The organism is Comamonas denitrificans, from assembly GCF_042654745.1.
GTDB lineage: Bacteria > Pseudomonadota > Gammaproteobacteria > Burkholderiales > Burkholderiaceae_C > Comamonas > Comamonas denitrificans.
Map to the genome: position 1 here is coordinate 155,430 of NZ_JBHSEY010000057.1, position 12,766 is coordinate 168,195.

The following is a 12,766-nucleotide window of genomic DNA, read 5'->3' on the forward strand; positions in this document are numbered from 1 at the left end:
ACCGGCTGCAACGGCGAATCCCAAGGGGTAATCATTACCCCGTGGCATGAAGGCACTACCCCCTTTTTGCCACTGCAGCGCAAGGTCTTGGACTTTGCCTAAAGCCCCACATGCAAAGCTTTTGGATGTGGGGCTTTTCCGTATCAGATGCCCCTGCAGCGGACATTTGTCGAAATAAGCTTGGGGGCTACGCGTTTCGGGGCGAAAATACCGCCCAAGCCGACACCGGTGCCTGCGCCTGCACTGGAATTTTTTAGAATACGCCCAGGATGGCTCCCCATCCTGGGCGACTCCTTTTTTACCGAAAATAAAGTTTTATTCAGCGCTATGTCTGACGCCATTGAAAATACCCCCAGCAGCGCCCCTGCAGCCGATATCCATCCTTTAGATACCCTGACCGGGGGCGCTTTCTCTGCCGAAACCTCGGGCGAGCGCGCTGCTTGCTTGCGCACTTGGCTGGCCTCCAATCCCAGCGCAGCGCAGTTGCAAGAAGTGCTCAAGGAGCTGGGCAACCGTGACAAAAGCGCCAGCCGCTTGCTGCGCGAGCGCTTGGATGAAATGCGCCGCACACAAGACCAAGATTTGATTGCCGATGAATGGGCCGCCAGCGCCCAAGCACTGCTGCAAGCAGAAAAGTTTTCGGCAGAACAAGCCGCCGTTTGGCAGCGCGATGCCGCCAAAGCCGGGGCTCCACTGTCGCGCGAACCCTTGGCCAGTTTAAAAATCCAGTTGCTCGAACGTGCCAAAAGCATTGAAGATTTGCAGCACAAAGTGCAAGTGCAGCGCGAGGTAGCAGTGCTTTTGGCCCAGCGCATTGAGGTGCTCTCCACCAAGCCTTGGAAAGACGCTGAAGCCGCACTGGACACCTTGCAATCGGATGTCACCCAATGGCGCCAGCAGGCACTGGCACTGCGCAGCGATGCCGGATGGATTTGCGTGCAAGAGCGCTTTACCAGCATCTTGCAAAGCTCGGAAGAGCAGTTGCTCTTGGTGTGGCAAGCTTTCTTGGATGCCCTGGCCGTCACCAAATTGGCAGCCGAAGATGGCAATGCGCCCTTGCCTGCCGTGCCTGTGTGGGCCGATGAAATTCGCATTGCCCGGGGCTTGCCTTCACAATTGATAGCAAGCCCCGCTGCTGCAACGCCGGTCAAACCCAACCCTGCTGCCAAACAGCAAGCAGCGCAAGCGGCACTTGCTCCTTTATTAGAAGCTTTGGCGACCGCCGCCCCAGAGGCAAAAGCCGCCGCCATTGCCCAAGTGCGCAGCGCTTTAAAACAGCATGGCCGCTGGCTCTCTGCTGACATGGCCCAACAGGTACACACCCAATTGCTGGCCGCTGGCGACAGCTTGGGCTGGCAGCCGCAACAGGCCGATACCCTGCGCCAGCAGCTGGTTGAGCAAGCGGTTGCGCTGGCCCAAAGCAGCCAGCCTGGGCGCAAGCTGCAAGATACTTTGCGCCAATTGCGTGACCAATGGCGGCAAATTGACCAAGGTGCTGCACCCAACCATGGCTTGTGGAAAAAATTTGACGAAGCCTGCACCCAAGTGCACCAGCAAGTGCAGCTGTGGCTGGGCAAAGCCCGGGCCCAATCGTCAGAAAACAAAGCCAGTCGCCAGGCCTTGATTGATGAAGTCAAAGCCTGGACGGCCGCCCAGCCTGCCACCCCGGACTGGAAAGAAACAGCCCGCGCCCTGCGCCAATTTGGCCAACGCTGGCGCGATGGTGGCCACATTGGAGAAAAACTGTTTGCCGAGCTGCAAACCGCCTGGAAAGAAGCCATCCATGCCGCCGAGGCTCCTTTAAAAGCTAAACAAAAAGAGAGCATCGCCCGCCGTGAAGCATTGATTTCTGAAGCAAAATCTTTGCAAGATGGCGGTGTATTTTCGGTAGATGCTATTAAATCTTTGCAGCACCAATGGCAAACCTTGGCCCAGGATGTGCCCTTGGATCGCAAACTTGAGCAAAAACTGTGGGATGCTTTCCGCGCCCCGCTCGATGCGCTGTTCGAGCGCAAATCGGCCGAACGCAGCCGTGCCCCAGCGCAAGCCCTCTCGGCCTACGACCGTGCGGTGGTCGATGCCGCGCAGGCGGTGCAGGCAGCCAATGCCAGCGGCGATGCCCAGCAGATTCGCGCAGCATTGCAGGCCTTGGAAGCCGCTAAACATGCCCAGCAAGCCCACACCGACGCTGCCGCAGCCCCTGCAGCAGCCAGCGAAGTGGCCCCTGCCGCCGCCAAACCCAGCACCGATCGCCCCGTTGTGGCGGTGCGTGGCGATGACCGGCCTGGCGCCAAAAAAGACACCACCGCCCCAGCAGGCCGTGAGGCACGTGGACCGCGCGACCGCCGTACTGAGCGCGGCTCCCGCCCCGACCGGGCGGAACGCCCCGAGCGCGGCCCCCGCCTGTCAGACGCTGCCTTTCGCGCCCAGCGCGATGCGGTGGATGCTGCCCAGCAGGCCCTGCGCAAACTGGCAGCCCAAGCGCACGGTGAAGCCGTGACGCAATTGCTGCAGGCCTGGGCACAGCGCGACGCAGCCGCCTTGCCCGCTGCCCAAGATCTGGGCAAATTGCCCGCCGCTGCGCGCACGGGATGGAGCCAAGCCTTAAGCGCCTCGGCCAAAGGCGATGCAGCGCAAGCCCTGCTGCGCCTGGAAGTGGCCGCCGACATCCCCACGCCAGCGCAACACCACAGCCAGCGCCGCATGCTGCAATTGCAGCTGCTCACCCAACGCAACGCGGCCATGCCCGCAGAGACCTGGGCGCAGGATGTGGCCACGGTATTGGCCTCGGCCCACGAAGAAGCCGCAGCACGGCGCTTGCAAAACGCCTTAAAAGTGCTGTTGCGCAAGTAAAGCGCTGCGCACACCCAAAACCGGTGTGCAAGTCTCCATGCCAGTCAGGCAAGTCCTGACTGGCATGGATGGGGCTGATATAGCTGAATTTAACTCAATAAAATCAACAAGTTAAAAACAACCTCACTCCCACTCGATGGTTGCAGGGGGCTTGGTGCTCACGTCGTAAGTCACGCGATTGATGCCCCGCACTTCGTTGATGATGCGGGCGGCGACTTTTTTCAGCAGGGGATAAGGCAATTCAGCTGAATCGGCGGTCATGAAATCGGTGGTTTGCACGGCACGCAGGGCAATCACGTAGTCATAGGTGCGCCCATCGCCCATCACTCCAACGGTTTTCACGGGCAGGAAGACTGCGAAGGCTTGGCTGGTCAGGTCGTACCAATTTTTACCAGTTTCGGGGTCCACCGTCGCACGCAGCTCTTCAATAAAGATGGCATCGGCACGGCGCAGCAAGTCAGCGTATTCCTTCTTCACTTCACCCAAAATTCGCACACCCAAGCCAGGCCCGGGGAAGGGGTGGCGATACACCATGGCGTGTGGCAGGCCCAGGGCAATGCCCAGCTCACGCACTTCATCTTTGAACAAATCGCGCAGGGGTTCGAGCAGTTTTAGCCCCAGTTGCTCAGGCAGACCCCCAACGTTGTGGTGGCTCTTGATGGTTACCGCTTTTTTACCGCCGGACTCAATCACATCCGGGTAAATCGTGCCTTGGGCCAAGAACGTAGCGCCTTTATGCGCTTGGCCACTGGCTTTGAGCTTGGCGGCCTCTTCCTTGAAAACATCGACAAACAGGCCACCAATAATTTTGCGCTTGGCCTCGGGTTCATTCACCCCGGCGAGTTTGCCCAAGAACAGGTCAGCAGCATCCACACGCACCACGTTGGCGTGCAGTTTGCCCGCGAACATTTCCATGACCATATCGCCTTCGTTCAGGCGCAGCAGGCCGTGATCAACAAACACGCAGGTGAGTTGATTGCCGATGGCACGGTGGATCAAGGCCGCTGCGACGCTGGAATCAACACCGCCTGACAGTCCCAAAATCACTTCTTCATCGCCGACTTGTTCGCGAATTTTTTTCACGGCTTCGTCGATATAGCTCCCCATGACCCAATCGGCCTGCGCAGCGCAAATGTCTAAAACAAAGCGGTTGAGCAAGGCTGTGCCTTGGACGGTGTGGGTGACCTCGGGGTGAAATTGCACAGCGTAGTAGCGGCGCTGCTCATCGGCCATACCGGCAATGGGGCAGGCGGCCGTGGAGGCCATGACCTTAAACCCAGGGGGCAAAGCGGTGACCTTGTCACCATGGCTCATCCACACTTTGAGCATGCCGTGACCTTCGGTGGTGGTGAAGTCGGCAATCCCTTGCAGCAAAGCGGTATGGCCATGGGCACGCACTTCGGCGTAGCCAAATTCACGGCTATGGCTGCCCTCGACCTTGCCACCGAGCTGATTGGCCATGGTCTGCATGCCGTAGCAAATGCCCAGCACAGGAACCCCCAACTCAAAGACGGCCTCTGGGGCTTTGTCGTCCACTTCATACACGCTGGCATGGCTGCCCGAGAGGATGATGCCTTTGAGGTGCCCATCGGCAGCAAACTGCCGCACCCAATCGCTGCTGACATCGCAAGGATGGACTTCGCAATACACGTGCGCTTCCCGAACCCGGCGGGCAATGAGCTGAGTGACTTGGGAACCAAAGTCCAAAATCAAAATTTTGTCATGTTGCATAGCAAGAGAAAATTAAACATTAAAAGAATAGCAATGGCCCGTTGTCCAGCAACGGGCAACGGGCCATTTCATTAAAAAAATCAGACCGGCGGCTCAATCCGCGCGGTAGTTAGGCGCTTCCTTGATGATTTGCACATCGTGGACGTGAGACTCACGGATACCGGCGGCTGTGATTTCTACAAATTCAGCCTTTTGGTTCATCTCGACAATGGTCTTGCAGCCGCAATAGCCCATGGCAGCACGCACGCCGCCGGCCATTTGGTACACGATGGAGACCATGGAGCCTTTGTAAGGGACGCGCCCCTCAATCCCCTCGGGCACCAGCTTGTCGGCATTGGGATTGCCCGTGGTCGATTCTTGAAAGTAGCGGTCGGCCGAGCCTTGCTGCATGGCTCCGATCGAGCCCATGCCCCGGTAGCTTTTGTAGCTGCGGCCTTGGTAAAGAATGACTTCACCTGGTGCCTCCTCGGTGCCAGCAAACATTCCGCCCATCATGATGGTGGAAGCCCCGGCGGCCAGCGCCTTGGCAATATCACCCGAGAAGCGGATACCGCCATCGGCAATCAAAGGCACGCCCGTGCCTTGCAAAGCTTGGGCAACATGGGAGATGGCCATGATCTGCGGCACCCCCACGCCAGCCACAATGCGCGTGGTGCAAATAGAGCCAGGGCCAATACCGACCTTGACGGCATCAGCACCGGCCTCAACCAAAGCCAGCGCCGCAGCGCCAGTGGCGATATTGCCGCCAATGACTTGAACTTGCGGGTAGTTTTGCTTGACCCAGCGCACGCGGTCAATCACGCCTTTGCTATGACCATGGGCCGTATCGACCACCAAAGCATCGACTCCGGCTTTGACCAGCAACTCAACACGCTCTTCGGTTCCTGCCCCCACCCCCACCGCTGCAGCAACACGCAGGCGGCCCGAGCTATCGCGGGCAGCATTCGGGAAGATGGTTTGCTTGTTAATGTCTTTAACGGTGATCAGGCCTTTGAGCTCAAACGCATCGTTGATGACCAGCAGGCGCTCCAGCTTGTGCTTGTTGAGCAAGGCTTTGGCCTCGGCGGGGCTGGTGCCGTCTTTTTCATTCACGGTAATCAGCTTTTCGCGCGGCGTCATGATTTGCTGAACCTTGACGTCGTAGCGCGTTTCAAAGCGCACATCACGGCTGGTCACGATGCCGACAACTTTGCCGCCATCGCATACCGGGAAGCCAGAAATACCCAGCTCTTCCGAGAGTTGCAACACTTGCAACACCGTGTGTTCAGGCGTGATGACCACAGGGTCATGCACCACGCCCGATTCATGGCGCTTGACCTTAGAGACTTCTGCCGCTTGCTCTTGGGCCGTCATGTTTTTATGAATGACCCCAATCCCCCCCTCTTGGGCAATGGCGATGGCCAGCCGCGCCTCAGTGACCGTATCCATAGCGGCGGATACCAAAGGCAGATTCAGCGTAATGTCGCGGGTGAACTGAGTGGCAAGGGTAACGTCCTTGGGAAGGACTTCGGAGTAGGCGGGAACGAGCAGGACATCGTCAAAAGTCAGTGCTTTTCCAAGAAGGCGCATAGGGTTGGCTCCAAAAGGCAAATTGTAGCCTTGGGTTTTCACCGTTGCAGGGAAGAAACAAAAAACCATAGTCACTGCAGCCAACCGGGCTACACTGGTGCGCTATGAAAACGCGTGCTTATTTCGCCCTGATAGCCCTTCTTGCAGGATTTACGGCCTCCACTGCCATTGCCCAATGGCAGTGGATTGATGAGCACGGTCGCAAAACTTTTAGCGATCGCCCACCACCGCCGCATATTCCAGAAAAAAATATTTTGAAATCGCCGGTGGTAGCCCGCACGGTCACGGCCGATACGCTGCCCAAGGCCGAGCTGCCTGAAGACAGCCAAGAAGAAACCGCCGAAAAAACAGCGGCCGATGCGCCACCCCAAACCCCTGATCCCCAAGCGGCCCAGCAGCTCAAGCAAGAAGCTGAGCGCAAAGCAGCCGAAGAAAAACAAAAACGCGAGGAGCAGGCCAAATTCATACAACAGCGCATGGAAAACTGCACCCGCGCCCAAACCGCTTTGCGCACACTCCAATCGGACGCGCAGATTGGGCACATTGGGCCCGATGGACAGCAAACCGTCATGAGCACGATGCAGCGCGAGCAAGAGACACGCCGCGTGCGCGATGTCATTGCCCGTGATTGCGGGCCACTGCCGAAAGAGACACCTTAAAGAGACACCTTAATCTGGCTAATAACCGGCCTTGCTATGCGGGCGACGCGCTGAGAACAAACCCGCCCCGCGAGCACCTTGCTGGGCAAACCGCTCCCGACGCGCCACTTTGGGATCTACCGTCAATGCACGGTACAACTCCACCCTATCGCCCGAGGTCAGCACCGTATCCAAGGTGCATGCACGCCCCCAAATGCCACAGCCAGCGGTCTCTGGCCACCCTAGCAAGGCGATTGCATCGGCCACCGTGGCGCAGGCTGGCAAGGTCAAGTCTGCTGTTTGCACATGGCCGGGCTGCACCGAGCGCCAAACCTGTACCCGCACCTTAGCCATAAACTTTCTCGGCACGTTGAATAAAAGCATCCACCATGCTGTTGGCAATGCGATCAAAAATCGGGCCTACCAGGGTTGCCAGCGCGACGCTGTCGAAGCCATAAACCAATTGCAATTCAACTTTGCACGCGCGTTGTGAGCCATCACCCACGGGATGAAATAACCAATTGCCTTCCAGCTTGGAAAATGGGCCTTTGACCAAGCGCATATTGATTTTGTGGTGGTCTTCGTAGGCATTGCGCGTCACAAAAGACTTGCGCAAACCGGCCATGGACATACCAATTTCGGCCGTCATGCCCTGCTCGCTCTCTTCCAGCACTTGGCTGTGCGAGCACCACGGCAAAAACTCTGGGTAGTGCGCCACATCCTGCACCAAGGCAAACATCTCTTGCGGGCTATACCAAATCAGTACTGATTTATTGACAGATTTCATGAATAAACAAACAAAGGCACCAGTGCAATCAGCATAACAAGCCTGTAGTAGAAGTGGGAGAAACTAGAATCCCAAGTTGAGCGAAAGCGCAATTGTAGAAAGAGCCCGAGTCCCTGCGGCGCTCTCGCTGGAAAGACCATGGCAAAGAAACCCAATTCCCCCTCCCGTATTGCTGAAAATAAAAAAGCAGCTTTTAACTATTTTTTTGAAGAACGCTATGAAGCCGGCATGGTTCTGCAAGGCTGGGAAGTCAAAGCGGTGCGCAGCGGCAAAGTGCAGCTTACCGATGGCTATGTAGTGATTAAAAATGGTGAATTATTTTTAATTGGCTGCTTGATCAATCCCTTAAAGACTGCCTCTACCCATGTGAATGCCGATGCCGCTCGCACCAAAAAGCTGCTGCTGCACAAAGATGAAATTCGCCGCCTGGTTGGCAAGGTAGAACAAAAAGGCTACACCCTGGTCCCACTGAACTTGCACTGGAAAGAAGGCTTGGTCAAATGTGAAATAGCTTTGGCCAAAGGCAAAGCCGAACACGATAAGCGCGACACCATTAAAGAACGCGAAGGAAAACGCGAGGTTGAACGGGCAATGAAGTCACGCCACCGCTAGCCAAGCAATGCAGTCCAGCGCCTGTTCAATCATCCAATAAACCACCCAAATCCTTCTTTTTTCCAACGCTTAACGGTAGCTTTGCACTGCAAAACCGCCTAGGAAAACCTGAGCAGACTGCTACACTTAGCGCTATTTTTTTGCTCTTGTGCATACCGTGACATCCCCCCAGCCCCCTCTTGCCCTGGCCTCAGGCATTGAACGCCTTCAGCTGAGCGAAGCACTCGCTTTGCTTGGCGATGGCGTGCGGGCGCAATTGCCAGATGCACACCTGCACCCCATCGACTATTTGCAAGCAATCATTGACGGCCTGTGCAATGTCTCGCTGCGCGATCCCTTGACTGGTGCCACCAATCGCCGCCACCTCATGACCGCCTTGGAAGGTGAGCTTGACCGGGTGGCCCGCTCGGGCGATGCCGCCTTGCTTTTAATGGTGGACATTGACCATTTCAAAGCCGTCAATGACACCTATGGCCACAACATTGGCGATTTGGCCCTGAAGCACATTGCCCTGCTGTTGCATCAATGTGTACGCCCCATGGACACCTTGGCCCGCTATGGCGGCGAAGAATTTGCCATTGTGCTGCCCGCCTGCCAACCGGCATACGGCAAGAATGTCGCTGACCGCATTCGTGAAATGGTCGCCAATGAGCCCTTTGCCATCAGCCCAAGCCAATCGCTGCCCATGACCGTGAGCATTGGCGGCGCTTACGCCTTGCAGTGGATTCGCAGCACCAGTGAATTATGGATAGAGCGCGCCGACCAGCAGCTCTACCACGCCAAAAATTTAGGACGAAACCGCGTGTGCATTGAACCCCAACCGGACAGCACGGTCACCGCAGAAGAAAAAGAACTGCTCTTTAGCGGCTTGGTGGCACCAGGCAGTGCCTACCCTGAAACCACCTCGATTTTCCAGGTAACGTCTAGTGAAAGCGATTAACCAATGAGTGACGTTGCATCCCCGCCCAACCACCATCCTGCAGGCGCTACCCCTGCCAAACGACCCAGTGCCCACCCCAACATCATTGCTGTGACCAGTGGCAAAGGGGGGGTCGGAAAAACCTTTGTCTCTGCCAACCTGGCGGCCGCTTTAACGCGCCAAGGCCTGCATGTGCTGGTGCTGGATGCTGATTTGGGACTGGCCAATTTGGATGTCGTCCTCAACCTCTACCCCAAAATCACGCTGCACGATGTATTCGTCGGACGCGCCAGTTTGCAAGAGGCCGTGGTCACGGCACCCGGTGGTTTCCATGTGCTCTTGGCCGGCTCTGGCATGGTCGAGTACTCCCGCCTCACGCCCGAGGTGCGCAACCAACTCATCCACACCATTGACACCTTGGCCCCCCATTACGATGTCGTTTTGCTGGACACTGGGGCGGGAATTTCTGATGTGGTGCTGTTCTCTTTGTCGCTGGCATCAGAAATCTTGATCGTGGCCACGCCCGAGCCCACCTCACTGACCGACGCTTACGCCGCCATGAAAGTGCTGGCCGCGCAGCAAAAGCGCCACAACATGCGCCTGGTGATCAACCAAGCGGCACGCCCGGGCGATGGCCGCGCCATTACCGGGCAATTGCAGCAAGTGCTCAACCGCTTTGTCAGCACCGAATCGGGACTGCCTATGCGCTTGATTCACATGGGCGACATCCCCTCCGACACCGCAGTGCGTGAGGCTGTCATGCGCCGCCAATTGCTACTACAGTCCAACCCCAATTGCCCGGCAGCCCTGGCAATTGCCCAGTTGGCCACCCGGGTCAAGTCCACCTTGCCCAAGCGTGAAGCGGTGTAAGCCTGAGCTGTGCCATGCCTGCGCCTTATTGCGGCCGGTTTGCTCCCTCGCCAACGGGCCCACTGCACGCAGGCTCGGTAGCGGCGGCCTTGGCCAGTTGGCTCGATGCCCGCGCCCACCAAGGGCGCTGGCTGGTGCGCATTGAAGACATTGACCCCCCACGCTGCCCTGCAGGCACAGACCAAATCATCTTGCAGCAACTGTCGGCCCTGGGGCTGCAGCCTGATGCCCCGCCCGTCTGGCAATCCCAACGCCAAACTGGCTATGAAAACGCGCTGGCACAACTCAAACGCGATGGCTGGACCTACCCCTGCAGCTGCACGCGCAAAGAGTTAGAACAGGCGTGGCAGGCCCAAGGGCTGGCACACACCCGCCACCAAGAGCGGCCCTATCCCGGCCTCTGCCGCACTGGACTGCATCAAAAATTAGAGCGCAGCACGCGCTTTCATCTTGAGAAATTTATAGAAAACTATAAAAAAATCCATTCAAATCAAGCGCAACAAGCTCCTTTCTTCATAGATTCAACCCATGGCGTGCACTGGCAGGATCGCCGCCAAGGCCCGCAAAGCCAGCATCCGGCCCAGGTTTGCGGTGATTTTGTCCTGCGCCGGGCCGATGGACTGTGGGCTTACCAATTGGCCGTCGTGGTCGATGATGCTGACCAAGGCATCACCCACGTCGTGCGTGGCGCTGATTTAAGCGACAACACCCCACGCCAGCTGCTGCTGCAAGCCGCCTTGGGGCTGCCACACCCCCAGTATTTGCACACCCCCTTGGTCACCTTGCCCAACGGCGAAAAACTCTCCAAACAACACGGCGCGCCTGCGGTCGATACGCAGCAGCCACTGGCCACCTTGCTGGCGGCCGCCCGTTTTTTAGGACTGCCAGCTCCCGCCAACCATTTTTCACAAATATGCTTGAGCGATGCCCTCCATCATTGGGTACAAGCTTGGCGTTCTCTTTACAATCAATAAGTGACTGAAAACAATACCCTCCCCCCCTCTGCCCCCCCCTTGCCCACAACCACCCCTGCCACCCCAGGCAGTGCTCCGGCCCATGTGGCACACCCCCAGACCGTGCGCAGCTTTGTGCGCCGCACAGGCCGCGTCACCACCGGCCAGGCCAAAGCTTTTGCTGAATTGGGCAGCACCTTTGTTCTGCCCTTCCAAACCGCGCCCTTGGACATGGTGGCGGCCTTTGGCCGCAGTGCCCCGGTGATTTTGGAAATTGGTTTTGGCATGGGCGAAGCCACCGCCCACATTGCCCAAGTGCGCCCGGATGACAACTTTTTATGCTGCGAGGTGCATGAGCCCGGCGTGGGCGCTTTGCTCAAGCGCATTGGTGAGCACAAGCTGGACAACATCCGCATCCTGCAACACGATGCCGTCGAAGTGCTAGCCCATATGCTGCCCGAAGGCAGCCTGCAGGGCATTCATGTTTTCTTTCCTGATCCGTGGCACAAAAAAAAGCACAACAAACGCCGCTTGATTCAAGCGCCGTTTTTAGCGAAGCTGGTCAGCCGGCTGGCCCCAGGGGGCTATATTCACTGCGCGACCGATTGGGAACCCTACGCGCAGCAAATGCTTGAAGTGCTCAGTGCTGAACCCCAATTGCGCAACAGCACCGACGGCTTTGCGCCGCGCCCCAGCTACCGTCCCACCACCAAATTTGAAAAACGCGGCCTGCGCTTGGGCCATGGGGTGTGGGATGTTATTTTTTTAAAACGGTAAGCCGCCGAGACAACGCGAGTAAAAGCCGCTATGGATATCCTGCAGAATTTGGTTCACATGACAGGGCAACGCGACCATTTGCGTTTGGAATTCTCTGTGCTCTCCACCCTGTTACAACTGCCCCATGTCACCCAAGTACGGGCCCTGGAAATTCACCCCTTTGAAGGCCAGCCCTGGGTGCGCCCCCGTACTTGGCTGCAAGATGGGCAGCTGGTCAATACCGATATTGATTTTCTGCATGACCCACAACGCAAGCCTTTGAGCACGTTGCCCACCTTGAACGCAGGCATGCTGCGCAAGCAAGAGCGCATTGCCATCACTACCGCCGATGGGCTGCACATTCTGTGGCTGCCGGTCTGGATGCGCGAACAGGCCCGGGTGTGCATTGAAATTACCCAATCGACTGAGTTTTCCACGCACGATCTGGATATTTTGCTGGCCATTTTTCAGGTGTACCAAAACTACCAAAGCCTGCTTGATTACAGCGAGCGCGATGCTTTGACCGGGCTGCTCAACCGCAAAACTTTTGACGAGCATCTGCACCGCTTTTCCAACACCACCAAGGCTGAGAACATGACCGAAATCCAGCCCTGGCTGGCGGTGATTGATATTGACCACTTCAAGCTGGTCAATGATCGCTACGGCCATCTGTTTGGTGATGAGGTGCTGATCTTGGTGGCCAATTTGCTGCGCTCTAACTTTGGCTCGCAGCACCGGGTGTTTCGCTTTGGCGGAGAAGAATTTGTCATCTTGCTGCAGCCCATGAGCCTGAGTGCCGTCTCGGAGGCCTTGGAGCATTTTCGCCAAGCCGTGCAGGATTATGAATTTCCGCAAATTGGCAAAATCACCGTCAGCCTGGGCTTTTCCGGGGCGCACATGCGCTCGCCATCGCCCACCGAGCTGCTCAGCCAGGCCAACGAGGCGCTGTACTACGCCAAGGAAAATGGCCGCAACCGCGTCTGCCACTACGAAACACTGCAAGCCTTAGGGGTGCTGAAAAAGCAAGAACAAATCACCCACGACGATGTCGAGTTGTTCTAAGCAGGTGTTAAGGCTG

At 57.3% G+C, this 12,766-nt stretch carries 12 protein-coding genes; 8 read left to right on the forward strand and 4 right to left on the reverse strand.

What is annotated here, in order from left to right; all coding sequences use genetic code 11:
- Positions 1-327 precede the first annotated feature (327 nt).
- Entirely contained in the window at positions 328-2,853 is a 2,526-nt protein-coding gene (locus tag ACFO24_RS12720) for a DUF349 domain-containing protein (protein WP_377738675.1), read from the forward strand.
- 123 nt (positions 2,854-2,976) lie between these two features.
- On the opposite strand, the gene guaA is transcribed toward ACFO24_RS12720, so the two are convergent.
- Both guaA and guaB read right to left on the reverse strand, forming a co-directional pair.
- Positions 2,977-4,584: a glutamine-hydrolyzing GMP synthase gene (guaA, locus tag ACFO24_RS12725; protein WP_207575934.1), complete on the reverse strand. Its 1,608-nt coding sequence runs from the start codon at positions 4,582-4,584 to the stop codon at positions 2,977-2,979.
- Positions 4,585-4,677: 93 nt separating this feature from the next.
- On the reverse strand, positions 4,678-6,153 hold the full coding sequence (gene guaB, locus ACFO24_RS12730; protein WP_377738676.1) for an IMP dehydrogenase: 1,476 nt from the start codon (positions 6,151-6,153) through the stop codon (positions 4,678-4,680).
- 104 nt (positions 6,154-6,257) lie between these two features.
- Between guaB and ACFO24_RS12735 the strand changes: the two genes are divergently transcribed.
- The gene (locus ACFO24_RS12735) at positions 6,258-6,812 is read left to right on the forward strand and encodes a DUF4124 domain-containing protein (RefSeq protein ID WP_207575932.1); all 555 of its coding nucleotides are present in this window, start codon (positions 6,258-6,260) and stop codon (positions 6,810-6,812) included.
- An 18-nt stretch (positions 6,813-6,830) separates the two neighbouring features.
- Here ACFO24_RS12735 and ACFO24_RS12740 read toward each other — a convergent pair whose 3' ends face one another.
- Positions 6,831-7,145: an RnfH family protein gene (locus tag ACFO24_RS12740; protein WP_377738677.1), complete on the reverse strand. Its 315-nt coding sequence runs from the start codon at positions 7,143-7,145 to the stop codon at positions 6,831-6,833.
- Positions 7,138-7,578, reverse strand: a complete 441-nt coding sequence (locus ACFO24_RS12745; protein ID WP_377738678.1) for a type II toxin-antitoxin system RatA family toxin — start codon at positions 7,576-7,578, stop codon at positions 7,138-7,140. The genes ACFO24_RS12740 and ACFO24_RS12745 overlap by 8 nt, the downstream gene beginning before the upstream one ends.
- Positions 7,579-7,716: 138 nt before the next feature.
- Between ACFO24_RS12745 and smpB the strand changes: the two genes are divergently transcribed.
- The 6 genes from smpB to ACFO24_RS12775 all read left to right on the forward strand — a co-directional run bounded on the left by smpB (position 7,717) and on the right by ACFO24_RS12775 (position 12,750).
- A complete protein-coding gene (gene smpB, locus ACFO24_RS12750) occupies positions 7,717-8,190 on the forward strand; it encodes an SsrA-binding protein SmpB (protein ID WP_377738680.1) in 474 nt (157 codons plus the stop codon).
- A gap of 148 nt (positions 8,191-8,338) precedes the next feature.
- Positions 8,339-9,130 (forward strand): GGDEF domain-containing protein, encoded by a 792-nt coding sequence (locus ACFO24_RS12755; protein WP_377738681.1) that lies wholly within the window; start codon positions 8,339-8,341, stop codon positions 9,128-9,130.
- 3 nt (positions 9,131-9,133) lie between these two features.
- The gene (locus ACFO24_RS12760; RefSeq protein ID WP_377738682.1) at positions 9,134-9,979 is read left to right on the forward strand and encodes a MinD/ParA family protein; all 846 of its coding nucleotides are present in this window, start codon (positions 9,134-9,136) and stop codon (positions 9,977-9,979) included.
- Between the two features lie 14 nt (positions 9,980-9,993).
- Entirely contained in the window at positions 9,994-10,953 is a 960-nt protein-coding gene (gene gluQRS, locus ACFO24_RS12765; protein ID WP_377738683.1) for a tRNA glutamyl-Q(34) synthetase GluQRS, read from the forward strand.
- A 39-nt stretch (positions 10,954-10,992) separates the two neighbouring features.
- Entirely contained in the window at positions 10,993-11,709 is a 717-nt protein-coding gene (gene trmB / locus ACFO24_RS12770) for a tRNA (guanosine(46)-N7)-methyltransferase TrmB (protein WP_377738684.1), read from the forward strand.
- A 30-nt stretch (positions 11,710-11,739) separates the two neighbouring features.
- Positions 11,740-12,750 (forward strand): GGDEF domain-containing protein, encoded by a 1,011-nt coding sequence (locus ACFO24_RS12775; protein ID WP_377738685.1) that lies wholly within the window; start codon positions 11,740-11,742, stop codon positions 12,748-12,750.
- The last annotated feature ends 16 nt before the right edge of the window (positions 12,751-12,766 follow it).